21 protein-coding genes and 2 tRNA genes are annotated in these 23,815 nt (G+C 70.9%); 7 read left to right on the top strand and 16 right to left on the bottom strand.

Going from position 1 to position 23,815, the window contains the following annotated elements; genetic code table 11:
- Positions 1 to 921 precede the first annotated feature (921 nt).
- A complete protein-coding gene (locus tag AB0389_RS28415; RefSeq protein ID WP_366398358.1) occupies positions 922 to 1,326 on the top strand; it encodes a CBS domain-containing protein in 405 nt (134 codons plus the stop codon).
- A gap of 69 nt (positions 1,327 to 1,395) precedes the next feature.
- Positions 1,396 to 1,812, top strand: coding sequence for a Fur family transcriptional regulator (locus tag AB0389_RS28410; RefSeq protein ID WP_366398357.1), 417 nt, complete (start codon positions 1,396 to 1,398; stop codon positions 1,810 to 1,812).
- 129 nt (positions 1,813 to 1,941) lie between these two features.
- Here the strand turns inward: AB0389_RS28410 and AB0389_RS28405 are convergent.
- The 4 genes from AB0389_RS28405 to AB0389_RS28390 all read right to left on the bottom strand — a co-directional run bounded on the left by AB0389_RS28405 (position 1,942) and on the right by AB0389_RS28390 (position 7,301).
- Positions 1,942 to 2,015 (bottom strand) — tRNA-Met (locus AB0389_RS28405).
- A gap of 54 nt (positions 2,016 to 2,069) precedes the next feature.
- Positions 2,070 to 4,031 (bottom strand): tetratricopeptide repeat protein, encoded by a 1,962-nt coding sequence (locus AB0389_RS28400; RefSeq protein ID WP_366398356.1) that lies wholly within the window; start codon positions 4,029 to 4,031, stop codon positions 2,070 to 2,072.
- 210 nt (positions 4,032 to 4,241) lie between these two features.
- Positions 4,242 to 4,315 (bottom strand) — tRNA-Met (locus AB0389_RS28395).
- 43 nt (positions 4,316 to 4,358) lie between these two features.
- On the bottom strand, positions 4,359 to 7,301 hold the full coding sequence (locus AB0389_RS28390; RefSeq protein WP_366398360.1) for a UPF0182 family protein: 2,943 nt from the start codon (positions 7,299 to 7,301) through the stop codon (positions 4,359 to 4,361).
- A 183-nt stretch (positions 7,302 to 7,484) separates the two neighbouring features.
- Here AB0389_RS28390 and AB0389_RS28385 point away from each other — a divergent pair, with 183 nt between their 5' ends.
- Positions 7,485 to 8,045, top strand: a complete 561-nt coding sequence (locus tag AB0389_RS28385) for a PPA1309 family protein (protein WP_366398355.1) — start codon at positions 7,485 to 7,487, stop codon at positions 8,043 to 8,045.
- Positions 8,046 to 8,092: 47 nt separating this feature from the next.
- Here AB0389_RS28385 and AB0389_RS28380 read toward each other — a convergent pair whose 3' ends face one another.
- The 4 genes from AB0389_RS28380 to AB0389_RS28365 all read right to left on the bottom strand — a co-directional run bounded on the left by AB0389_RS28380 (position 8,093) and on the right by AB0389_RS28365 (position 11,145).
- Positions 8,093 to 9,181 carry a PDZ domain-containing protein gene (locus AB0389_RS28380; RefSeq protein WP_366398354.1) on the bottom strand — a complete coding sequence of 363 codons (1,089 nt, stop codon included), beginning with the start codon at positions 9,179 to 9,181 and terminating at the stop codon, positions 8,093 to 8,095.
- 25 nt (positions 9,182 to 9,206) lie between these two features.
- Positions 9,207 to 9,389, bottom strand: coding sequence for a hypothetical protein (locus AB0389_RS28375; RefSeq protein ID WP_366398359.1), 183 nt, complete (start codon positions 9,387 to 9,389; stop codon positions 9,207 to 9,209).
- A 126-nt stretch (positions 9,390 to 9,515) separates the two neighbouring features.
- Complete coding sequence (locus AB0389_RS28370; protein ID WP_366398353.1) at positions 9,516 to 9,983, bottom strand: molybdenum cofactor biosynthesis protein MoaE; 468 nt, start codon at positions 9,981 to 9,983, stop codon at positions 9,516 to 9,518.
- 49 nt (positions 9,984 to 10,032) lie between these two features.
- Positions 10,033 to 11,145 carry an SDR family oxidoreductase gene (locus tag AB0389_RS28365; RefSeq protein WP_366398352.1) on the bottom strand — a complete coding sequence of 371 codons (1,113 nt, stop codon included), beginning with the start codon at positions 11,143 to 11,145 and terminating at the stop codon, positions 10,033 to 10,035.
- A gap of 276 nt (positions 11,146 to 11,421) precedes the next feature.
- On the opposite strand from AB0389_RS28365, the gene AB0389_RS28360 reads away from it, so the two are divergent.
- On the top strand, positions 11,422 to 12,867 hold the full coding sequence (locus AB0389_RS28360; RefSeq protein WP_366398351.1) for a zinc-dependent metalloprotease: 1,446 nt from the start codon (positions 11,422 to 11,424) through the stop codon (positions 12,865 to 12,867).
- Positions 12,864 to 13,391, top strand: coding sequence for an NUDIX hydrolase (locus AB0389_RS28355; RefSeq protein WP_366398350.1), 528 nt, complete (start codon positions 12,864 to 12,866; stop codon positions 13,389 to 13,391). The genes AB0389_RS28360 and AB0389_RS28355 overlap by 4 nt, the downstream gene beginning before the upstream one ends.
- A gap of 78 nt (positions 13,392 to 13,469) precedes the next feature.
- Here AB0389_RS28355 and AB0389_RS28350 read toward each other — a convergent pair whose 3' ends face one another.
- The 4 genes from AB0389_RS28350 to AB0389_RS28335 all read right to left on the bottom strand — a co-directional run bounded on the left by AB0389_RS28350 (position 13,470) and on the right by AB0389_RS28335 (position 17,168).
- Positions 13,470 to 14,228, bottom strand: a complete 759-nt coding sequence (locus AB0389_RS28350) for an AIM24 family protein (protein WP_366398349.1) — start codon at positions 14,226 to 14,228, stop codon at positions 13,470 to 13,472.
- Between the two features lie 19 nt (positions 14,229 to 14,247).
- Positions 14,248 to 14,928 (bottom strand): AIM24 family protein, encoded by a 681-nt coding sequence (locus AB0389_RS28345; protein WP_366398348.1) that lies wholly within the window; start codon positions 14,926 to 14,928, stop codon positions 14,248 to 14,250.
- A gap of 13 nt (positions 14,929 to 14,941) precedes the next feature.
- Positions 14,942 to 16,501: a TerD family protein gene (locus AB0389_RS28340; protein WP_366398347.1), complete on the bottom strand. Its 1,560-nt coding sequence runs from the start codon at positions 16,499 to 16,501 to the stop codon at positions 14,942 to 14,944.
- A gap of 112 nt (positions 16,502 to 16,613) precedes the next feature.
- Positions 16,614 to 17,168, bottom strand: coding sequence for a M48 family metallopeptidase (locus AB0389_RS28335; RefSeq protein ID WP_366398346.1), 555 nt, complete (start codon positions 17,166 to 17,168; stop codon positions 16,614 to 16,616).
- A gap of 193 nt (positions 17,169 to 17,361) precedes the next feature.
- Between AB0389_RS28335 and AB0389_RS28330 the strand changes: the two genes are divergently transcribed.
- Both AB0389_RS28330 and AB0389_RS28325 read left to right on the top strand, forming a co-directional pair.
- Positions 17,362 to 18,513: a TOMM precursor leader peptide-binding protein gene (locus AB0389_RS28330; protein ID WP_366398345.1), complete on the top strand. Its 1,152-nt coding sequence runs from the start codon at positions 17,362 to 17,364 to the stop codon at positions 18,511 to 18,513.
- A gap of 70 nt (positions 18,514 to 18,583) precedes the next feature.
- Positions 18,584 to 20,011, top strand: a complete 1,428-nt coding sequence (locus AB0389_RS28325) for an AarF/ABC1/UbiB kinase family protein (protein ID WP_366398344.1) — start codon at positions 18,584 to 18,586, stop codon at positions 20,009 to 20,011.
- Between the two features lie 54 nt (positions 20,012 to 20,065).
- Here AB0389_RS28325 and AB0389_RS28320 read toward each other — a convergent pair whose 3' ends face one another.
- From AB0389_RS28320 to AB0389_RS28305, 4 genes are all read right to left on the bottom strand, one after another.
- Complete coding sequence (locus AB0389_RS28320; RefSeq protein WP_366398343.1) at positions 20,066 to 20,389, bottom strand: hypothetical protein; 324 nt, start codon at positions 20,387 to 20,389, stop codon at positions 20,066 to 20,068.
- Positions 20,386 to 20,748: a WhiB family transcriptional regulator gene (locus tag AB0389_RS28315; RefSeq protein ID WP_366398342.1), complete on the bottom strand. Its 363-nt coding sequence runs from the start codon at positions 20,746 to 20,748 to the stop codon at positions 20,386 to 20,388. Before AB0389_RS28315 ends, AB0389_RS28320 begins: the two co-directional genes overlap by 4 nt.
- A gap of 170 nt (positions 20,749 to 20,918) precedes the next feature.
- Positions 20,919 to 21,269, bottom strand: coding sequence for a hypothetical protein (locus AB0389_RS28310; RefSeq protein WP_366398341.1), 351 nt, complete (start codon positions 21,267 to 21,269; stop codon positions 20,919 to 20,921).
- A 180-nt stretch (positions 21,270 to 21,449) separates the two neighbouring features.
- Complete coding sequence (locus tag AB0389_RS28305; protein ID WP_366398340.1) at positions 21,450 to 23,711, bottom strand: ATP-dependent DNA helicase UvrD2; 2,262 nt, start codon at positions 23,709 to 23,711, stop codon at positions 21,450 to 21,452.
- Between the last annotated feature and the right edge of the window lie 104 nt (positions 23,712 to 23,815).

Raw genomic sequence — 23,815 nt, 5'->3', positions numbered from 1 at the left:
ACAGGGAGCAGGCACCGCTATCGGTTGCACGCCCCGAGCATCCGCCCGCGCACAACTACGCCTTGATCGGCTACACCACTCGGCGGGACACCATCGGCGCCCGCACCCCCTCTACCCCCACTACCTCGCAGCTCAGCCCCCTTTACCACCCCCCTCTACCCCGGTAGAGGGGTCCCCTTACCCGCCGGGCCCGGGAAGAGGCGGTCAGCGGTGGCCGGCGCGCCCGGTCGCGTGGGCTCGGGTAGAGACACCTCCCTCTACCCGAGCCCACGTCCCCGGGGCCCCCGCCCTCACGGCCAGCCCCCGCGCGATAGCGGCCACCGGGGGTGTCCGCGCGCCCCGCACGCTGGTTTCACCGGTCAGCAACCAGGGGCCGCTAACCGCTAACAACCTGATCAGAGGGCATGCGGGCCGATAGCACAGCCGCTAACGTTAGCGGCCCGTACCGCTAACGCCCGAGCGCCACCGGGGCCCGTCACCGGGCCGTCCGTGGGCCGTACGAGGGTGACCAACGACCACCGACAACGACCAATGACAACCGCCCCGATGCTGGTCAGCGCGTTGACGCTGTCTCGCCTTGCAGGTGGCAAAACCCGCGCATCAGTTCCAGCGCTACTGACCGGTCTGCGGACCGGTCCGCAGGACGGGTCCGCAGGACGGGTCCGCAGGACGGGTCCGCAGGACGGGTCCGCAGGGTGCGCAGACCGGCGCCGCACGCCGGGGGCGCCACGGCGCTTTGTCGCATTTATGCGCGCCCCGGCCCCACCCCCCTCCGCTCCCGGCCACCTCTTGTCGACTCCGCCCAAGAGTGCGACTCTGGGAGTCCCCCCACTTGTGAACTTGTGAATCGGTTCTCGTACCCCTTCGTTCCCCCTCGTTCCCCAGGGGCTCCCCCACTCCTCCCAGGAGGTGGCTCCACCCATGCTTGTCCGTGACGCCATGAGTTCGGTGGTTCTGACCATCGGGCCCACGCATACGCTCCGCCAGGCGGCCCGGCTGATGTCGGCGCGCCGCGTCGGCGCCGCCGTCGTCCTCGACACCGACCACTGCGGCATCGGCATCCTCACCGAGCGGGACATCCTCAACTCGCTCGGCGCGGGCCAGAGTCCCGACACGGAGACCGCCTGCTCGCACACCACGAACGCCGTCGTCTTCGCGGCACCGGTCTGGACACTGGAGGAAGCCGCGGCGGCCATGTCGACCGGCGGATTCCGGCATCTGATCGTCCTCGACGACCACGAGCCGGTCGGCATCGTCTCCGTACGCGACATCATCCGCTGCTGGGCACCGGCACGGCGCGAGACTGCCGCACCGGCCTGGACATGATCCAGATCAAGGTGGAATCCAAAGTCGCACTCGTTCAGGACCGGGGCCCTCACTGTTAGGCTGACCCCCATGAGTGACCTGCTGGAACGACTTCGCGGACGCGGCTGGCGCATGACGGCTCAGCGTCGTGTCGTCGCCGAGGTGCTCGACGGTGACCATGTCCATCTGACCGCCGACGAGGTGCACGCGCGCGCCGTCACGCGGCTGCCGGAGATCTCCCGGGCGACCGTCTACAACACCCTGGGCGAGATGGTCACGCTCGGTGAGATCATCGAGGTCAGCACGGACCGCCGCGCCAAGCGCTACGACCCGAACGCCCACCGGCCGCACCACCACCTGGTGTGCGCTCAGTGCGGCGCGATCCGGGACGTACACCCGGCGGGCGACCCGCTGGCCGATCTGCCCGACGGGGAGCGCTTCGGCTTCACGATCTCGGGCGTCGAAGTGACCTACCGGGGCGTCTGCCCGGACTGCGCCAAGGCATAGCGCGAGCATCCCGCCCAACGCCGTCATCCTGCGGGATGGCGGCGTTTCGACATCCGCGCTTGTCCGTCTCGGCGTCCGGGAATGACCGAAGGCCCGGATCTCTTTCGAGATCCGGGCCTTCGATTTCAGTAGCGGGGACAGGATTTGAACCTGCGACCTCTGGGTTATGAGCCCAGCGAGCTACCGAGCTGCTCCACCCCGCGCCGTTGAATGCAACATTACGTTACCCCGCCGACCAGCGCAAATTCATATGAGCGCTACGCGGTCAGCTCTTGATGGAGCGCCTCGCGCAGCCTCGCGGCCCGCTCCGCGACCTCGGCGGGGCCCAGCTCGACGGCGCGCGCGCACCAGCGCTGGCCCTCGGTCAGCTCGCCCCTGCGGGCGGCCAGCAGGGCCAGGCGCAGCGCGGCGCGGCCGTGGCCGGCCTGGGCCGCGCGGGTCCACCACAGGGCAGCCTCGCGCTCGCCACCCTCGCGGGCGAGAAGCAGCCCGAGGTTGAAGGCGCCGTTGCGGCTGCCCGCCTCGGCGGCCTCCCGGTACCAGCGGGCGGCGTTCGCGTTGTCCCCGCGCGCGGCGGCGAGCATGCCGACCCGCACCTGGGCGCGGCGGTGCCCCTGCTCGGCGGCGCGCTCGTACCACTGCTCGCACTCGCTCTTGACGGTGTGCGGTTCGCCCAGCGCGGGCGGGCCGGGCGGGGGCTGGCGCGCGTCGAGCACGGTCGCCAGCCGGAAGGCGGCCTCCGCGCTGCCGCCGCCGGCCGCGCAGCGCAGATGGCGTTCGGCGGAGCGGTCGTCGCCGTCCCGCAGGCAGGCGATGCCGACCTGGAGGGCGGCCTCGGTGTGCCCGGCCGCGGCGGCGCGCTCGTACCAGCTCAGGGCCGCGCCGTCGTCGTCCCGGCCCGCGTACAGGATCCCCAGGTTGAAGGCGGCGTCCACGCTGCCCGCCTCCGCGGCCTTGGAGAACCACGGCTCGGCGCCCGTCGGGTCGTCGGCCTGGAGCAGCAGGACGGCGAGCGCGTTGGCGGCCTCGCGGTGGCCCGCGTACGCGGCGCGCCGGTACCACTGCTCGGCCTGGGCCGTACGGTCCTGGGCGGCGCAGAGCAGCCCCAGGTTGTACGCGCCGTTGACGTCGCCCGCGTCCATGGCGGCCCGGTACCAGCGCTCGGCGGTCTGCTGCTCGCCGCGGGCCGCGTGGAGCGCGCCGAGGGCGTTGGCGGCGTTCCCGTCGCCCTCCTGGGCGGCGCGCAGCCACCAGACGGCGGCGCTCTCCTCGTCGCCGGCGTCACGCAGCAGGAAGCCGAGGGCGCACGCGGCCCGCGACTCGCCGTCCCTGGCGGCGCTCAGATACCAGCGGCCGGCCTCCTTGAGCTCGCCGCGCTTCTCCAGGATCGCGCCGAGGTGCAGCGCGGCCCGGCGGTGGCCGCGCGCGGCGGCCTGCCGGTACCACTGGGTGGCCTCGGTGATGAGCGTGGATCCGAGCGCCGCGCCGGCTCCGGCCGCCTCCCTGATGCCGGTGGTGCTCATGCCCGTACCGGTGTCCATGGGGCGGACCGGCTGCGCGCTCAGCCGGATACGGCCCGAGGTGGGCGGGCCCGTACCGCTGCGGTACATCACGTCGGCGCCGGAGCGCGCAGTCTCGCGGGCCCGCCGCTCCAGGGCACGGGCCAGCCGGTAGGCGGCCTCGCGGTGGCCCTGGTCGGCGGCGGCGCGCAGCCAGCGCTCGGCGCCGACGTCGCTGCGGTGCTCCAGCAGATCGGCGAGCGCGTACGCGCCCAGCGCGTGGCCCTGCTCGGCGGACTGGCGCAGCCAGTACTCGGCGGCGGGGTCGTCGCCCAGCTCGCGGTAGTGCCGGCCCAACGCGTGGGCGGCGGGGGCGGATCCGGCGACGGCGGCGATCCGCCACCAGCCGGCCGCCTCGTCCACATAGCCGCGCTGGTGGAGCAGGACGCCGAGGTTGTTGGCGGCGGCGCGCTCGCCCTCGGCGGTCGCCGCTCTCAAGTACGGCTCCGCGGCATCGAGATCGCCCCGGCGCAGCAGCAGTGCGCCGAGGACGCTCATCGACGCGGTGTCACCGGCGTCGGCGGCGCTTCGGTGGCGCGCCTCGACGTCGGCGGTCTCTTCCGTGCCGGCGGTACCGGCAGCGCTGTCAGCGCTCTCTTCGTGTCGCTGCACAAACCGCCCTGTCTCCAACAGAGTTGCCCTATCCCCCATATTTTCCATCGTCGCATCACCTGCCACGCACGTACAGTCGGTAAGCCGCGACCCGCCAAGGTCACTTCAGCGTTTTGTCGACATGCCCACAGAGAGACAAGTCAAACACCCGCGAGCCCAACGTGCCCTACCTGAAACGCACTTCGGATCGGACACATCGAATCGGGCACATGGCAAAGGCCCGGATCCTTGATAAGGATCCGGGCCCTTGTCTTGTAGTAGCGGGGACAGGATTTGAACCTGCGACCTCTGGGTTATGAGCCCAGCGAGCTACCGAGCTGCTCCACCCCGCGCCGTTGTGTCCCAACCGTACCACGGCGCGAGGGGGAGCCCTGGTCAGCCTCCTGAGTCCGAACCGGAGCCTGAACCCGAGTCGGAGCCCGACCCGGAACCCGACCCGGAGCCCGAGCCGGTCTTGGCGCTCGCATCCGCGTCGGCGGCCCGCTGGAGCGCGTCCTGAAGGTCCTTCTGGGCCTTGCCGTACGCCGTCCAGTCCTGCTTCTTGAGCGCTTCCTCACCCGCGTCGTACGCCTTCTGGGCGTCCGAGATGGCCTGCTGGAGCGCCTTGGCCCCGGTGGCCGGCGGTTTGGTCGTCTCGCCCGTCGGCGGTGTCGTCGGCTCCTGCGTGCTCTCGGCACCGAACACCGCGTTCAGCGCCTCGGGCAGGCTGTCCTTGAAGACCGGCTTGCCTCCGTAGGAGACGGCCACCTTCTTCAGCAGCGGGTAGTTGGCGCTGCCACCGCGCGCGTACACCGGCTCGATGTAGAGGAAGCCCCCGTCGAGCGGCACCGTCAGCAGGTTGCCGTACTCGATGTCCGAGTCCGTACCTCTCAGGTTCCTGACGAACTCGGCGACTTCGGGCACACCGTTCAGCTCGCTCTGCACCTGTTGCGGCCCCTGGACCGTGGAGGTCACTCTCAGGACTCTGATCTTGCCGTAGTCACTGCTGGTGGCATCCGCGTCCACCGCCATGAACGCCCCCAGGTTGGGGCGCCCGTTGGGTGTGAACGTGGTGGTCAGCGAGAACTTCTGGCTGTCCTGCCCGGGCATCTTCAGGCTCAGGTAGTACGGCGGGACCGAGTTGCTCTTCCGGTTGGTCGGGTCGTCCGGAACCTGCCACGCGTCACTGCCGCTGTAGAACTGGGCGGCGTCCGTGACGTGGTAGAGGGAGAGCAGTTCGCGCTGCACCTTGAACATGTCCTGCGGGTAGCGCAGATGCGCCAGCAGACTCGGGGCGATGTCGCTCTTCGACTTGACCGTGCCGGGGAACGCCTTCATCCAGGTCTTCAGGACCGGGTCCTTGGTGTCCCACTGGTAGAGCTTGACCGTGCCGTCGTACGCGTCGACGGTCGCCTTCACCGAGTTGCGGATGTAGTTGACCTGGTTCTGCTGGGCGACGACCGCGCGCTGGCTGTCGGTCAGCGAGTCGGCCGTGGTGTCACCGAGCGTGGTGCGCGACGCGTACGGGTAGCCGTTCGTCGTCGTGTACGCGTCGACGATCCACTGGATCCGGCCGTCGACCATGGCGGGGTAGGAGTCGCCGTCGATGGTCAGCCAGGGCGCGACGGCCTCGACGCGGTCCTTGGGCGTGCGGTTGTAGAGAATCCGCGAGCCGTCACCGATGGCGCCGGAGTAGAGCATCTGCGGCTCGCTGAACGCCACGGCGTATGCCGCGCGGTTCAGCGGGTTGGAGAGGTCGACGCCGCTGTTGCCCTTGTAGCTCGTCGTCCGCTCGCCGTTCTTCTCGTAGTCCAGCTCCTTCTGGGGGCCGCCCACGATCGAGTACTGCGTGGTCCTCTCGCCGTAGTAGATGCGCTGCTCGTACTTGCCGATGTCACCGGTCGTCGGCAGCCCGGACTCCGTGAAGTCGGGCGCGCCGATCGTGCCCTCGTTCTCGTCGGTCACCGTGTTGGTGCCCTTTGAGGTGATCAGGCCGTACCCGTGCGTGTACGTGAAGTGATCGTTGATCCAGTTGCGCTTCGGGATGCCCGTGATGTCGAGCTCGCGCAGACCGACGACCGTGTCCTGCGGCTTCCCGTCGGCGTCGGTGTAGCGGTCGACGTCCAGCGTGGTGGGGAACTTGTAGTACTGACGCTCCTGCTGGAGCTGCTGGAACGCGGGCGAGACCACATTGGGGTCGACCAGCCGGTAGCTGGCGGCGGTGTCCGCCGCCTTGCGCTGCTCGGCCTTGCGCGACGAGTCGCCCTTGCCGCCGTAGTCCTGCACCTCGGCGGTGTCGATGCCGTACGCCGCGCGCGTGGCGTCGATGTTCTTCTTGATGTACGGCGCTTCCTTGGCCTGCTCGTTCGGCTGGACCTGGAACTTCTGCACGATCCCGGGGTAGAGACCGCCGATGAGGATCGCCGAAAGGACCATCAGTCCGAAGCCGATCATGGGCAGCTGCCAGGTGCGGCGCCAGAGCGTCGCGAAGAACAGCAGGGCGCAGATGACGGCGATGCAGAACAGGATCGTCTTCGCCGGCAGATAGGCGTTGGCGTCGACGTACCGCAGTCCCGTCCAGTTGCCCGTGGCCTTGAAGTCGCTGGACTTCACGGCCAGGCCGTACCGGTCGAGCCAGTACGCCACGGCCTTGAGCGAGACGAAGACGCCCAGCAGCACCGAGAGATGACCGGTGGCCGCGGCCGTCGCCCGCGCGCCCGGGCTGGTGACGCGGAGCCCGCCGTACAGGTAGTGCGTCAGCGCGGCGGCGATCAGCGACAGCACGGCCGCCGCGAAACCGAAGGCCAGCATGAAGCGGTACCAGGGCAGATCGAACGCGTAGAACGCCACGTCCATCTTGAACTGGGGGTCCTTCTGCCCGAAGGGCACCCCGTTCACCCACATCAGCCACGTGCGCCACTGGCCGGCCGCGGAGGCACCGGCGATCAGCCCGATCAGGGCGGTGATCGCCAGCAGCACCCACTTCTTGTACGGGGCGATGCCCATCCGGTAGCGGTCGAGGTTCTGCTGCTCCATCGACATCGCGCTCAGCGGCGGCCGGAGCCGGTGCGCCAGCCAGATGTTCAGTCCGACTGCGGCGGCCATCAGCAGTCCGAAGACCGCGAACAGACCGACCTTGGTCAGGAGAGTGGTGGTGAAAACCGATGAGTACTTCACCGAGCGGTACCAGAGCCAGTCGGTCCAGAACCCCGCGAACATGACGAAGAGCATGGCCAGTACGGCCAGTACGCCCAAGGTCATGAGCAGGGTCCGGGCCCGACGGGATGGCCGGCCCACTCTGATCCGTGGCCCGGTCGGGCCTCCGCCGCGGTCCGGCATCTGGAAAGCCAACGTGCGCACCTCGAAGTTCGCGGTCGTGTGATTCAGCGGGTTTGTGTCGTGCGATTCAGCGGGTTATTCGGTGTGTGAAGCGGGCCCAGCGATCGTAGAGCCCACTCATGCAACTTACTGAGGCTTTACCTAGTTCCCGCACCGGGGTCCGAAGGAGGCAGGATATTGACCATGTCCAATGTTTCGCCCTCGGGCACACCCATGGCCGCGACTCCGCTGACGCGCGCGGTTCTCGAAATCGACGAGTATGCCTCCGGGCTCGGCTGGGACCAGCCGGCCCGGCTCTTCGCGCTGGTCGACACCGTCCGGCTGCGCGCCGACGAACCGGCGCTCGCGTCCCAGCTCGGCCTCGACGACGACGGCGGAGCCGTCGCGCCCCTCACCCCGGTGGAGCAGGACGAGATCCCGTCCGGCACCCCGCTCGACGAGTTCCTCGCCACCATCGCCTGGCCCGGGGCGGTGGCGGGCTGCGCGATGACGGTGGAGCGGCTGATGCTGCCGCCGTCGGCGGAGGCGTCCGTACCGGAAGGTCTCGACGAGGCCGCGCTGGCCAAGTGGGTCGCGGCCCACCCGGAGCGGCAGGAGGTGCGGATGACGGTCGCCGTACTGCGGGACGGCACCCGCGATTCGGCGGTGCGGCTGCGCGAGAAGGACTCGCCGACCGAGGTGCTCACCGGTGCGGGGCTGGTCCCGGGTCTGGCCGAGGCGCTCGCCGCGACCTTCGAGTCCTAGGGGCAGCCTCTACGGACGGTTCCGTCCGCCGTCGGGGGTACGTCCGGTCAGGATGCCGAGCAGCTCGGCAGACCGGCCGTCTCCCCGGCGCTGATCTTCTCCAGGGACTCCCTGGCGTCGGCGAGCGTCTTCACCTTGACCAGGGTGAGCCCGGCCGGGATGTCCTCGGCGGCCGAGGCGCAGTTCTGGTCCGGGGTGAGGAAGAACCGCGCGCCGGCGTTGCGCGCGCCGACCAGCTTCATGCCGATGCCGCCGATCGGGCCGACCGTCCCGCTGTCGTCGATCGTGCCCGTACCGGCGATGAACTTGCCGCCCGTGAGCGAGCCGGGTGTGAGCTTGTCGACGATGCCCAGGGCGAACATCAGGCCGGCGCTCGGCCCGCCCACGTCCGCGAGGTTGATGTCGACCGTGAACGGGAACGTGTGGTCAGTGCCGGCCTGGATGCCGACCACCGCGCGGTCGCCCTCGTCGGACTTCTTCGTGGTGATCGTGACCTTCTCGGTGGCGTCGGGCTCCTTGCCGGCCTTCTCCGCCGCCTTCGCCGCCTTGGCGGGGACGATCGTGAAGACGACGTCCTCGCCGGGCTTGTGCTCGGTGACGAGCTTGGCGACATCCGCCGGCGCCTTCACCGCCGTACCGTCCACGGCCTTGATCACGTCCCCGGCGTGCAGCGTGCCCTCAGCGGGGCTGTTCTTCAGTACCGACGAGACGATCGTGTACGCCGAGACCGGAATGTCCAGCTCCCGGAGTGCGGCCACCTTGGCGCTCTCCTGGGACTGGCTGAACTCCTCGGCGTTCTCCTGGGTGGACTGCTCTTCCGTCTTGCCGTCCGGATACAGGGTGTCGTGCGGAACGACGATGCTGTCGTGCGCCAGCCAGCCGTAGACCGCTTCCACGATGTTCATGTCGTAGTCCGCCCCGGTGACCCTGACCGTCGTCATGTTCAGATGGCCGGAGGTCGGGTACGTCTTGCGCCCGGCGACATGGAGCACCGGCTCGCCGCGCGCCTCACCGAGCGTGTTCACCGTGGGCCCGGGACTCATCTCCGCGTACGGAACCTTGATCAGCACTCCCGCGCAGAGAAGCGCGATGAGGAGGAGCGTGGAGGCGAGCATCGTCGCGGTGCGGCGTGGCATGGAACGACAGTACGGGAAGGGTCTGTCAGTGCACCTCGGGGGCCGGTCCGCCCGGCGCCCCCGCCTTCTCCATCGCGTCGCGGAATCGGGCATAGCCATTCAGCTCGGCTATGTCTCCGGTCGTACGGTCCCTCGAAGCCCAGCTCCCCCATATCGCCGCGCCAACGACGGCGAACAGGGGAATCAGCAACCAGGCGAGTGCGGCCATGCCGGCCTCCCGACTCATTAAGCGTCTTGTGGACTGACCGATCAGCAGATAAACCATCCGCTGCACTCAACGCTGCTGCCCGGAAGGCGGTTACGCAAATCGGGCCGTACGGGTACTGACCCGGTTTCAGCCCTGCGCCCCCACCCATTCCTCGGTCCCGTCCGAGAACGTCTGCTGCTTCCAGATCGGGACCTGCTGCTTGAGGTCGTCTATCAGCCTCCGGCACGCCTCGAACGCCTCACCCCGGTGCGCGCAGGAGACCGCGACCACCACCGCCAGATCCCCGACCGCCAGGTCCCCCACCCGGTGGACGGCCGCCAGCGCGCGGACCGGGAAGTCGGCGACGACCTTCTCCGCCACCTTGCGCAGCTCCGCCTCGGCCGACGGATGGCTGGAGTAGCCGAGGGCCGAGACGCCGGCGCCCCGGTCGTGGTCGCGCACCGTACCGACGAAGAGCGCGGTGCCGCCCGCCGCGTCGTCGCCGACCGCGCGGAAGACCTCGTCGACACTCAGCGGGGTGTCGCGGATCGCCAGCAGCCTGATGGGGTCCTGTGCCGCCCGCTCGCCGGGGTGGATGTGCTGCGTGCTCGCCATGGTGTCCATCGTGCCGTACGGCACCGACAGCGCGGAAACGGCCGCCGCCTCACAGGCGGCGGCGCGCCTTGCGTGCCCGCCGTACGAGCGCCGCCGTGCCGAGCAGCGCCACCGTCGCGCCCGCGGCGCCCGCCGCGGTGGCGTCCTTGCGGCCGAGCCTGCGGCCCGCGACCGTGTGGCGGCCCTCGACCTCCTCAAGCAGCGCGGCGAGTACCTCCTCGTTCGTCCACCGGGGCCGCCAGCCCGCGTCGTGCAGCCTGCTGACGCTGACCACCCAGGGATGCATCGTGTAGGCGAGATCTCCGGCCGGGGAGGGCGTCAGGCCGATCCGGTGCAGCCGCGCCGCGGCCCCCAGGGCGACCGCGGAGGGCAGCTCCATCCTTCGGATGGAGCTCAGCTCCTCGACCTCCTCCTGCTCCAGCCAGCCGTCGCAGCCGACCGCCAGCTCCCCCTCGACCTTTTCGAGCGCCGCGTACTCCAGCGCGCTGACCAGATCCTCGATATGGCAGAACTGCCAGGTGGGACGGGATCCGGCCACGACGAGCAGCCGGGGCGACTCGAAATAGCGGGTGAGGGCGGTGTCCGTACCGCCGACCAGGACGGCGGGGCGGACGACCGTCACATTGAGCCCGGGGTGCGCACGCGGCGCACGGCGGCCCAGACGTTCGATCTCCAGCAGGTCACCGACGCCCGTGGCCTCGGCGGTCGCGCGGAGCTCGGCGTCCTCGGAGAGCGGGATGTCGTTGTCGGGCAGGGCGCCGTAGACCATGGCCGAGGTACAGAGCACGACCCGGTGCACGCCCGCGGCGGCCGCCGCCGTCAGCACCGTCTGCGTACCGCGTACGTTGTACGCCGTACGGGCCGCCGCGTCGGTCTCCAGGTCGAGGTCGAGCGCCAGATGCACCACCACGTCGGCGCCGCGCAGCTTCTCCGCGATGGCCGGGTCACGGACGTCCAGGATGTACCACTGCGCCTCGGAGACCTCTCCTCTGCGTTCGTCGATGGCGATGACCTGCTTGATCTCCTCGGACGCGGCCAGGCGCCGGGTGAGCAGGTCACCGACGCCGGAGGCGGCGCCGGTCACCGCGACGACAGGGCCGCGGGACGGGGTCGGGGTTGAGTGGTTTCGCGCTGCGCGAACCTGCGGATCTCGGGAACTCACCGGGCGTCTCCAGCGGTTGTCTTCAATACGTACGTGAATGACGCGTACGTACCAGGTGACGTCCATCCTGCCGCAGGCCGTCCACCGACGGAGCACCGAGCCCGCAAGCCAACGGGATGTCGGGCCGCTTTCGGCCGGTGAGAGCCGGCGGCGCCCGGGCGCGCTGCCCCGTGCTGCCACGTCCTGTGCCCCGTGGAGGACGTAGCTAGGCTGGGTGGTGCAGTCGGGCAGCCGCTGCCGGCGGGAAGCCGGTGGCCCTACGAGCCGAGGAACCCCGTGAGTGACACCCCATTCGGATTCGGCCTTCCGCCGGAGGAGCCGGAGGACGGCGACGGCAAGAAGAAGGACCCTGCCGGAGGTGGACAGGGTGCCGGCGGCCAGGGCGGTGCCGGCAACCCCTTCGCAGGTTTCGGGCTGCCGGGCGCCGGCGGCGCGGGCGGCGCGGACAATCCGTTCGCCGCCATGTTCGGTTCGCTCAACCCCAACGACCTCGGGGCGGCCTTCCAGCAGCTGGGCCAGATGCTCAGCTACGAGGGCGGTCCCGTGAACTGGGACATGGCGAAGCAGATCGCCCGCCAGACGGTCGCGCAGGGCACCCCCGACGGCACGAAGGACGCGAGTGTCGGCCCCGCCGAGCGGTCGGCCGTCGAGGAGGCGGTCCGGCTGGCCGACATCTGGCTCGACGGGGTGACCTCGCTGCCCTCCGGCGCGAACATGGCGGTGGCATGGAGCCGCGCCGAGTGGGTCGAGGCGACGCTGCCCGCGTGGCAGCAGCTCGTCGACCCGGTGGCGGAGCGGGTGGGCACGGCCATGGGCGAGGTGCTGCCCGAGGAGATGCAGTCCGTGGCGGGCCCGCTGATCGGCATGATGCGCTCCATGGGCGGCGCCATGTTCGGCCAGCAGATCGGGCAGGCCGTGGGCGTGCTGGCCGGTGAGGTGGTCGGTTCGACGGACATCGGGCTGCCGCTCGGCCCGGCCAACCGGGCCGCGCTGCTCCCGCTGAACATCGAGGCGTTCAGCAAGGACCTCGGTGTGCCGAAGGACGAGATCCGGCTGTATCTGGCCCTGCGCGAGGCCGCCCACCAGCGGCTCTTCGCCCATGTGCCGTGGCTGCGGTCGCACATGTTCGGCGCGGTCGAGGGGTACGCGCGCGGGATCAAGGTCGACACCTCGAAGCTGGAGGACGTGGTCGGCCAGTTCGACCCGGCGAACCCCGAGGGGCTCCAGGAGGCACTCCAGCAGGGCATGTTCCAGCCGGAGGACACCCCGGAGCAGAAGGCGGCGCTGGCCCGGCTCGAAACGGCGCTCGCGCTGGTCGAGGGGTGGGTCGACGCGGTGGTCCACGAGGCCGCGAAGCAGCGGCTGACGGGCGCGGACGCGCTGCGCGAGACGCTGCGCAGGCGCCGGGCCTCCGGCGGTCCCGCGGAGCAGACCTTCGCCACCCTCATCGGGCTCCAGCTGCGTCCGCGCAGGCTGCGGGACGCCTCGCGGCTGTGGGCCTCGCTCACGGACGCGCGCGGGGTCGACGGCCGGGACCGGCTGTGGGAGCACCCGGACATGCTGCCGACGGCCTCGGACCTGGACGACCCGGACGGCTTCGTCCACCACGAGCAGGCGGACTTCTCGGAGCTGGACAAGATGCTCGGTGAGGCCGCCAGGGGCGAGCAGGACGGCAAGAAGGACTCCCCGAAGGACGATCCGAAGGACGACACCGACAAGTGACCCTGTACGACGACGCCGTCCTCGTGCTGAAGGAGTACGAGGACCAGCCGGAGCTGAGCGGGGTCTATCTGGACCATCTGGCGGCCCATCCCGACGGTATGTGGAAGGCGTGCGGGGCCGGGCATCTGACGGCCAGCGCCCTGGTGATCGATCCGGCGCGGGGCCGGGTGCTGCTGACCCTGCACAAGAAGTTGAGCATGTGGCTCCAGATGGGCGGCCACTGCGAGCCCGGCGACAGGACGCTGCTGCGGGCCGCGCTGCGGGAGGCCATGGAGGAGTCCGGGATCCTGGATCTGCGCCCGCTCGCGGAGCAGCCCGTACGGCTGGACCGGCACCCCATCCCGGGCCCCTGCCAGTGGCATCTGGACGTCCAGTACGCGGTGCTGGCGCCGGCCGGGGCGGCCGAGCGGATCAGCGACGAGTCGCTCGATCTGCGCTGGTTCACCTACGACGAGGTGCCGGAGATCGCCGACGTTTCGGTCGTGCGGCTGCTGGAGCGCACCCGGGCCGTGCTGGACGGCTAGCTGGAGGCTTGGGGAGGGGCGGGCCACCTGTACCCGGCGGCCCGCCCTCTCGTCCGTCGCGTTCCCGGCCGTCCCGCGTCAGCGGCCCCAGTCGTTGCTGAGATTCTGGCCGTGCGCGCCGTGCCGGCCGACGCCGTACTGCGCGGCGAGTCCCTGGCCGATCTCCGCGCCCTGCGGCGGCATGACCTCGCTGGGCTGGACGAGGGCGAAGCCCTCCCCGAGGAAGCTCAGCTCCCAGCCCTCACCGGTGCTGCCGCGCCGCCTCAGCACCCCCGAGGAGTGCGTCTGGGCCTGCATCTGGACGCGCAGGCCGGCGGACCAGGCGACCACGGCGTCCGCGTCCGCGTTGACGTACTTGTCGGGCGTGACGCTCATCAGCAGCGGCGGGCCCGAGGTCATCAGGGCGACCTTGCCCCGGCCCGAGACGGTGAGCTGGTACTTGCCGGAGCCGGAGATTCCGTACTGGCTGTCCACCGCGACGACTTCGGTGTGCAGCGAGGAGTCGAGCGCGAGGACATAGTCGCTGTCCACCACGATGCCGTCCTGGCCGACATCCACGACGTGGATGTACTGGGCGAGGTTGGCCAGATGGACGGTGCCCTGCCCGGAGCAGCGCATCAGCTCCAGCCCCTCACCGGTGTGCGCGCGGGCGTGCTGCCGGCTGTGCGACTCGTACTCCCCGTCGAAGTCGATCAGCCCCTGGTAGGCGACCATCGCGCCCTTACGGGCGAGGACGTCCTCCTGCCCGGTCAGCGCGACGCGCAGGAGCTGCGGGTTCTGGATGACGTAGCGGTCGGTGGACTGCTGTTCCGTGTAGGCGAAAAGCGGGCTCTGCATGGTGGTGTTCTCGCTTCCCTCAGCCCTGGATCCGCAGTCGGTCGGTGCTGTCCTCGCTGGGCTGGACGACCACGATGCCCTGGCCCGAGAACGCCATCTGGAACGCCTCGCCGCTGCCGCGCCCGATCAGCGCGGACGCCTTGAAGCTGCGCTTGCCCTTCACCTTGAGCGCCGGCGACCAGGCGACCAGCGCGTCGGGGTCGACGTAGGTCTCGTCCTCGCCGCGCCCGCAGTCCACGACGACCGGGGTGCCGCGCGAGGTCAGGGCGACCCAGCCGGTCCCGGAGATCTGCACGTTCCACAGACCCTGGCCGGCGAACTTGGCGAGCCCCTTCACGCGTTCGACGCCCCACTGGAGATGGGCGTCGAAGGCCAGCAGATTGGTGCCGTTGACCGACAGCGCGTCGTTGTCGAGGTTGATGACGACGACATCCGCGCCGTAGTCGGCGAGGTAGAGCAGTCCGTCGCCGGAGCACTTCATCAGGGGGGTGCTCTCGCCGGTGACCCACTGGGAGGCGATCTGGCGGATGGCCGGCGGGTTGGGCTCGTACTGGATGAAGCCCTCGTAGGCGACCATCGAGCCGGTGCGCGCGAACAGGTCCTGGCCGGTGGCCATGGCGACCTTGAGCATGGCGTGGCCGTGGTTCTCCATGCGGGCCGCGACGGGGGTGGGCGCGTAGCCCGTGAGCTGCTGGTTCATTGTCCGGGCTCCCTCAGACCTCGTACGGCTGGACGACGATGAAGTTGCCGGGGGCGCCCCGGAACTGAAGGTTCACGGTCTCTCCGCTGTGGCCCGGGTACGCGTTCCTGCGCAGCCTGACCTGGCTGGAGACGATCACCTGGGACGCGGCCGACCAGGCGACGACGGCGTTGGCGTCGGCGAAGGTCGTGGGGGTGACGGGCAGCACCACCGGGGTGCCGTGGGTCTTCACGACCACGGTGCCGGTGCCCTGGAACACCATCGTGAACAGGGCGCCGCCGGGGATGCCGTGGCCCTCGATACGGCGGACCTCGTAGTGGAGTCCCTCGTCGAAGGCGAGGACGTTCTCCGCGGAGACGCAGATGCCGTCCCCCTGGAGTTCGACGGGGTGCAGATGTGCGCCCTCCTCCGCGAGGAAGACCTGTCCCTTGCCCATGCAGCGCATCAGCTGCATTTCCTGGCCGGTGGCGTTGCCGACGATCCGGCCGGTGAAACCGGCGCCCTTGTAGCCGAAGTCGACCTTGCCCTGGTACATCACCATGCTGCCCTGGCGGGCGAGGACCGGGCTGCCGCCGGTGCCGAGGTCGACGCGGACCAGTTGGCTGTTCTGCACGGTCCAGCGCTGCCCTGTGGGCAGTTCGCGGTACCGCTGGAGGGCGGCTCCCAGACCGGCGCCGCCCGGCGGGGGCCCCGGTGGCACGCCCTGGGGTACGCCATGGGGCGCACCGGGCGGCGGTCCGCCGTACGGCGCCGGCACGGGCTGTCCGTAGGGGGCTGGAGCGGGGGGCGGGGGAACCGGCGGGGGCGGTACGGCGCCGGCGGGCGGCGGGAAGAGCGGCGCCACGATGGTCTGCGCGCTGTGCACGGACGGGGCCGCGGCGGCCGGAGCGGGGACGAATACGGGGGCGGGCGCTGCCACCGGAGCGGGTGCCTGGAACGGAGCCGGCGCCGGGGCGGGCGCGGGGGCGGCGCCCGCGGTGGGCACGGCGAAGCCCGGGACCGGGCCGGCGGACTGCGGCTCGGGCGGCGCGTCCTGCGCCTCCTCCTCGGCGATCTCGCCGCCGAAGTTCTTCAGGAGGGCGTCGAGACCGCCGTCGAAGCCCTGGCCGACGGCGGCGAACCGCCAGACGTCCTTGCGGTAGAAGTCACCGAGCATCACGGCGCGCTCGGTGGTGAACTCCGCGCCGGTGAAGGCGTAACGGACGACCTCCTCACCGCCCGCGACGATCCGGATGTAGCCGGGGCCGATGTCGGACATCTGTCCGTCGCCATCGATGGTCGCGGTGAAGGACAGCTTGTGGATGGCCGCGGGGACGCGGTCCAGCGTCACCCTGAAGGACTCGGTGTCACCCGCCTGCGCCCCCAGCAGCTGGAGGGACTCCTCGGGCGACGCCGGCTGGTTGAAGAAGATGAAGTAGCGGTCGTCCGAGAGCTGTTCGGCCGAGTCGAGACCGAAACAGCTGATGTCGAAGGTCAGTCCGGGAGCGTCGATCCGCACGCCGACGTACAGATCCGTACCCGCGGTGAGATCGCTGACCTTGGCCTTGTGACCGCGCTGGAATTCCCTGGCCATACGTGACGACCGTCCCCCGTCCCGAAGTGAATACGTCGCGCCAGGCTAACGGTCGGCACCGACATCGGGGTGAGCCGGTACAGACTCGGTACACGACCGGTGGGGGCTGGGCTCATTCCTCGTCGACGTCGGGGAGTTGCGGCAGCCGCTCGGCGGCCACCACGCCTTCGAGATAGCCGCGCGCCCGCTCGGTGCGCGGGTACGCCTCCAGCAGCCGCCAGAAGTCCGGGCCGTGTCCCGGTACGAGCAGATGCGCCAGCTCGTGGACGAGGACGTAGTCGATGACGTACTCGGGCATGCCTTGGAGGCGGTGCGAGAGCCGGATGCTGCCCTCGGCGGGGGTGCAGGAGCCCCAGCGGGTGTTCTGGTTGGTGACCCAGCGGACGGTGAGCGGGCGGGCCCTGCCGTCGAAGTACTGGGCGGACAGCCGCTCGGCCCGCTCGGTCAGGGCGTCGTCGCCGAGGAGCCGCTTGCTCTCCTGTGCCGCGAGTTTGTCCAGCATGACCGTCACCCAGCGCTGTTCCTCCGCCTCCGACATACGGGCGGGGATGAGCACGATGGTCCGGTCGCCCTCGCGGTAGGCCGAGACCGTTCTTCTGCGGCGGGCGCTTCTGCGGACCTCGACAGCGCTCGTCGCCGAGCGTCGGGAGGAGGGATCGGCGGACACGCCATGACGTTACCCGCTGTATGCGTGAGAAGTCCCGCCCCGCGTTGGTTCAACCTTGATCCATTTATTTGGCGTTCATCATTCGAACGACTAACGCCCGGCGCTGTGGATAACTTTCCGCACCGTCCGCGCCATCCGGGCATTCTGACTCCACGGACGAGGGGGAATTCGTTCACGGGACGGGGAGGCCGGAATGCATCCGATGGTGAAGCCCGCGCTGCGGCGGGCCTGGCGGGAGCGGCAGACGGTGCAGTTCGGGGTCACCCCGGCGCACGCGGTTCTGGTGGGTCCGGTGGATACGGCGACAGGCAGCTTTCTGGAGCTGCTGGACGGGACACGCGGGCTGCCGCTGCTGCGGGAGGAGGCACGTGCGATGGGGCTGCCCGACGGCCAGGCGGAGGCGCTGGTGCGGCGGCTGACGGCGGCGGGGCTGATCGACGACGCGGACGCGGGCGGCGCCGCGGCCGACGCGCTGCGGCGGCGGCCGGAGACAGTCGACCGGCTGCGGCCCGATCTCGCGGCGCTCTCCGTCGTCCACCCGGAGCCCGGGGCGGGAATGCGGCGGCTGGCGGCGCGCCGGACCATGCGGGTCCAGGTGCGGGGTGCGGGACGGGTCGGGGCGGCCGTGGCGGCGGCGCTCGCGGCGTCCGGCGTGGGCCGGGTCGACGTGCTGGACAGCGGCCACGCACTGGCGGGTGACGTGGCGCCGGGCGGGCTGCCCGCCGAGTCCGTCGGTGAGCGCAGGGACGCGGCGGCCGGCCGCCTGGTGCGGCGGTCGGCGCCCGGGCGGGCGCCGAGAGCCGCGGAGTTCACGGAGGCCCGCGGCGGTCCTGAGCCCGGGCTCTCGCTGGTGATCGTCGCGCCCCGGGACGGGCTCGCGGCCTACGCCCCCGATCCGGTGACGGCGGAACCCTGGATCGCCACGGGCACCCCGCATCTCTACGCGGGAGTGATCGAGGCCACAGGGCTGGTCGGACCGCTGGTGCTGCCCGGCGGCTCGGCGTGCGCGGGCTGCGTGGCCCGGCTGCGGGCGGACCGTGATCCTGGATGGCCGCGGATGCTGGCGCAGTGGCGCTCCGGCCGGGCGCCGGCCGCCGCCGTACCCGCCGCTGACCTCGGGCTGGCCACCACGGTGGCGGGGCTGACGGTGGCTCACGCGCTGTCGTTCCTGGACGGGGAGCTGCCGGGCAGCATCGGTGCGCGCTGGGAGGTGTCGCTCCCGCTGCTGGACTGGCGCCCGGAGCGGATCGTTCCCCATCCGGAGTGCCCGTGCGGCGCTGCGGGACGTGGAGAGGGGGTGCGCGTCTCGGAGACCGGGGCATCACACGACACAATGGCGGGGTAACCGCCGTAAGCGGCCGGCTTGGTTGTCATGGCTGTCTGGGACTCGTCGCAGTACGTCCGAGGAGGGGCTCATGTCCGATCTTCCCCGCAAGGCGGTCACCCGCACCGCGAAGCTGGCCACCCTGCCACTGGGGTTCGCGGGCCGGGCCACCTGGGGGCTGGGCAAGCGGATCGGCGGGAAGTCCGCCGAAATCGTCTCCCGGGAGTTGCAACAGCGCACCGCCGACCAGCTCTTCAAGGTGCTCGGGGAGCTGAAGGGCGGGGCGATGAAGTTCGGGCAGGCGCTGTCCGTCTTCGAGTCGGCGCTGCCCGAGGAGATCGCCGGGCCCTACCGGGCTGCGCTCACCAAGCTCCAGGACGCCGCCCCGCCCATGCCGACCCGCACGGTCCACGCGGTGCTGGCGGAGCGGCTGGGTGAGGAGTGGCGGGAGCTGTTCCTCGAATTCGAGGACAAGCCGTCGGCCGCCGCGTCGATCGGGCAGGTGCACCGGGCGGTGTGGCACGACGGACGCGAGGTCGCGGTCAAGGTCCAGTACCCGGGGGCCGGGGAGGCGCTCCTCTCCGATCTCACCCAGCTGAGCCGGTTCGCCAGGCTGCTGGGGCCGCTGATCCCGGGGATGGACATCAAGCCGCTGATCACCGAGTTGCGGGACCGGGTCTCCGAGGAGCTGGACTACGCGCTGGAGGCCGAGGCGCAGCGGGCGCACGCGGCGGAGTTCGCGGACGATCCGGACGTGGTGGTGCCGGACGTGGTGCACCAGGGCGAACAGGTGCTGGTCACCGAGTGGATGGAGGGGGTGCCGCTGGCGGAGGTGATCTCCGGGGGCACGCCCGCGCAGCGGGACCGGGCGGGGCAGTTGCTGGCGCGGTTCCTCTTCTCGGGCCCGGCGCGCACCGGGCTGCTGCACGCGGATCCGCATCCGGGGAACTTCCGGCTGCTGCCGCCGGCCGATGGGGAGGACGGCGGGTACCGGCTCGGGGTGCTGGACTTCGGCACGGTGGACCGGCTGCCGGGCGGGCTGCCCGGGATCATCGGTGAGGCGCTGCGGATGGCGCTGGAGGGCGATGCCCAGGTGGTGTACGACCGGCTCTGCGAGGAGGGGTTCGTCAAGGGGTCCATCGCTCTCGACCCCGACGGGGTGCTGGAGTATCTGCTGCCGATCATCGAGCCGACGGCGGTGGAGGAGTTCACCTTCACCCGTAGCTGGATGCGCGAGCAGGCCACCCGGATCGGTGACCCGCGCTCGCCCGCCCATCAGCTGGGCAAGCAGCTGAATCTGCCCCCGGCGTATCTGCTGATCCACCGGGTGACGCTGAGCACGATCGGGGTGCTCTGCCAGTTGAACGCGACGGTCCGGCTCCGGGACGAGCTGGAGTCGTGGCTGCCGGGCTTCCTGCCGGATCCCGACCCGGAACAGGCGCCGGTGTCGGAGCCGGAGCCGGAGCCGGTGTCGTTGGAGAAGAGCGCGGGCGGCGTCACGGTCGAGGCGGACGCCTGAGCAGCACGGCGGGGCCGGTCCTGACGGACCGGCCCCGGTGGGTGCTGCCTGCTCCTACTGCATGACGGCCATGGCCAGCGCGCGGCGGGCGCGCATCGAAACGCGCTCGGCGCGACGCTGCATGCGCCGGGCGGCGACCAGGCGCACGGCCCGGCGTTCCGCGTCGGCTTCCCGCATGCGTTCGCTCATATGCGCGCGAGCCAGGGCTTCTGGAATGAGTTGCATCTCGCGGGTCCTGTTCTGACGCGACTCGTTCGCGCCCATGGTGGTGACTGCTGGGGTGGCGGAGCCCGAAGGCTCGCTCGTGGAAGAGGTCATCGGAGCCTGCTTCTGGGGATCGTGCGTGTAGGGGCGGTCGATGGTTCCGGTGATGTTCATGCCGAGACCGGGTTCTTGCGCGGGCGTCCACGGGGACGCTTCCGGGCCACGACCACGCCCTGGACGAACAGTTCGCCGCCCCAGACGCCCCACGGCTCGCGCCGCTCCTTGGCGCCGGCGAGGCAGGCCTCGATCAGCGGGCAGGTGCGGCAGAGGGTCTTGGCGTACTCGACGTCGGCCGGGGACTCCGCGAAGAAGACCTCCGGGTCGTAGGCACGACAGGGAACGGGCACGCCGAGGTTCTCGATGGCGTCGTCGAGCGCGGTGAGCGCGGTGAGGGGGGTCAAGGTGGAGTCCTCCGTGGGGACGGGCGGGGAGTTCGTTTCGGAAGGGGACGGGGCGTGCGCTTCGAGTTGCACGGGGTGTCTTCCTCGTCTGATCGGTTCCGGGCTGTTGCCCGGTGGTCGGCTGCTACCGGTGGTGCGTGCCCCGAGGCCCCTCTCACCGTCCGTCCCGTTCGGGGACAAACAAAAGGGCCGCGGATCCCGGGTGGGTTCCGCGGCCCTGAAGGCGCCTGCCTGATGGTGAATCAGGCTGGATCACTCCAGGGTTCGAGCCCACGGAAGGCCCACATCTTGTGATGCTGCGTCTGCTTCTTCGTTTCGGCACCGGTCACCGCAAAGGCATAGACCGTGGCCTGTGCCGCTGCTGCTGCTTCCAGCGCCTTGGTCGGTCGCTCATCGCGCTCCAGGACGGTGCACTCCCGCGCGGGGAGAACAGGCAGTCCTGCCGGACGCACGGCATTGGCGCCGGACAGTCCACTGGTGATGAGTTCGGACCGGGAGAGGCCGAGCGAGCAGGCGGAGACGACCGAGCGATCGGTCATTTTGCCGGCGCCGATGGAGCCGGTGCTGATGAAGCCTGTGTTGATGCTGATCACTGGAATCGCCTCCTCTCGGCGTCTCGGAAGACCGGCCGGGACCGGTCGTACGTATATGGACAAGTACAGCTGAGATAAGTAGAGCACGGTCCAGGGCTTCGGAGAAGCCACTGTTTCCGTGGTTAAGAACCTATGGGGATTCCCCGGGCGGGCGCAAACTATTTTTTCGACGAGTTCGCATCAGCCGTCCTCAGCGCTCTCCGCACCGTCCTCACCTGCGCAGATCGCCAGCACATCCGCTCCGAACCGATCCAGCTTCCGGACACCCACGCCGGAGATCACCGCCAGCTCGCCCGCCGTGCCCGGCACGGTCTCCGCGATCGCCATCAGCGTCTTGTCCGTGAACACGCAGTAGGCCGGCTGGCTCAGCCGCTCCGCCTGGTCCGCGCGCCAGTCGCGCAGCCGCTCGTACAGCCCCTCGTCCATGTCCGACGGGCAGTCCTCGCAGCGCATGAGCTTCATCTCGCCGGCGTCGGTGAGGGTCTTGCGGCAGACCCGGCACCGCGCGGGGCCGCGCTGCTTGCGCCGGGCGACGCCGCGCTCCGCTCCCGCGCCGGCACCCGGCCGGGTGTCCCGGGCGCCGGCGGCTCCGGAGCCCGGCCGGAGCCCGTTCAGGAAGCGGGTGGGCCGCCGGGTCGCCCGGCCCCCCGGGGAGCGCGAGAGCGCCCAGGAGAGCGAGAGATGAACCCTCGCCCGGGTGACCCCCACATAGAGCAGCCGGCGCTCCTCCTCGACCTGCTCGTCGGTCTTGGCGTAGGTGATGGGCATCATCCCCTCGGTGAGCCCGACCAGGAAGACCGCGTCCCACTCCAGGCCCTTCGCCGCGTGGAGCGAGGCGAGCGTGACGCCCTGCACGGTCGGCGCGTGCTGCGCGGCGGCCCGCTCGTCCAGCTCGGCCACCAGATCGGACAGGGTGGCGTCCGGCTTGGCCCGGACGAAGTCCTCGGCGAGCCGGACGATCGCGGCCAGCGACTCCCAGCGGTCCCGGACGGCCCCCGAACCCGCCGGGGGCTCGGTGGTCCAGCCCTTGGTGGAGAGCACGGCCCGCACCTGCGAGGGCAGCTCGACGACATCGTCGAGCAGTGCGTCGTTCCCCCCGAAGCGGGCGGCGCCCCGCAGCGCGGCGCCCGCCTCGCGTACCTCCTGGCGCTCGAAGAACCGCTCGGCCCCCCGCAGCTGGTACGGCACGCCCGCGTCGGCCAGGGCCTGTTCGTAGACCTCCGACTGGGCGTTGATGCGGAAGAGCACGGCGATCTCGCCGGCCGGGACGCCTGCGGCGATCAGGTCGCGGATCCGGCGCGCGGTGCCCTCGGCCTCGGCCGGCTCGTCCCCGTACTCCGTACGGACCGGCTCGGGGCCGGACGCGCGCTGGGAGATCAGCTCCAGACGGTGCTCGGCGGCCCGGCCGCGCGCCTGGTTCAGCAGGCCGTTGGCCAGCTGGACGACCTGCGGGGTGGACCGGTAGTCGCGGACCAGCTTCACCACCGTCGCGCCCGGGTGGCGGGTGCGGAAGTTCAGCAGATGGTCGGGGGTGGCGCCGGTGAAGGAGTAGATCGTCTGGCTGGCGTCGCCGACGACGCACAGGCTCTCCCGCTCCCCCAGCCACAGATCGAGCAGCCGCTGCTGGAGCGGGCTGACGTCCTGGTACTCGTCCACCACGAAGTGCTGGTACTGGCGGCGGATCTGGTCCGCGATGTCGTGCCGGTCCTGGAGGATGCCGACCGTCAGCAGCAGGACGTCCTCGAAGTCGATCACCGAGCGATCGCGCTTCAGCTGCTCGTACATCCCGTAGAGCTGGCCGATCTCCGCCGGATCGCGCGGCGCCTCGCGCAGGGACTTGGCCACGGCGGCCGGATAGTCGGCGGGGACCGTCTGGGTCACCTTCGCCCACTCGATCTCGCTGGTGACGTCCCGCAGCTCGTTCCGGTCGAGCCGGATCCGGCAGCGGGCAGCGGCCTCGGCGACCAGCTGGATCTTGCGGTCGAGCAGCCTCGGCAGCTCACCGCCGACCGCCTTGGGCCAGAAGAACTGGAGCTGACGCAGCGCGGCCGAGTGGAATGTGCGCGCCTGCACACCGCCCGCGCCGAGCTGCCGCAGCCGCCCGCGCATCTCGCCCGCCGCGCGGTTGGTGAACGTGACGGCCAGCACGCTGCCGGGCTGGAGTATCCCCGCCCGCACCCCGTACGCGATCCGGTGCGTGATGGCGCGCGTCTTGCCCGTGCCGGCCCCGGCCAGCACGCACACCGGCCCGTGCAGGGCCGTCGCCACCTCGCGCTGCTCGGGGTCAAGCCCGTCGAGCACCGCGTCGGCGTCCGGCGGCGGGGCCACGACCTGGCCGCCGCCGGATTCCTCCGGGAAGAGTGGGGAGTACGTTGCTGCTGTCACCCCGCCATGCTGCCAGGTCACGCGGGGCCCCTGCGAAAGTTGTCCACAGGGGAGCACCAATAGTCGTACGACCGCTTCGGGGAATGGTCGCCGGGGCCCGCGCGTTCGACAGAATGCGAGCGAACGACCCCGTTCACGAACGACAGAGGGAGCGTCGGAGA

Origin of the sequence: Streptomyces sp. NPDC093109, from assembly GCF_040701725.1 — a bacterium.
Classification (GTDB): Bacteria; Actinomycetota; Actinomycetes; order Streptomycetales; family Streptomycetaceae; genus Streptomyces.
Note: the sequence above shows the minus strand (reverse complement) of the source record. Positions and strands in the feature narration are given on the sequence as shown.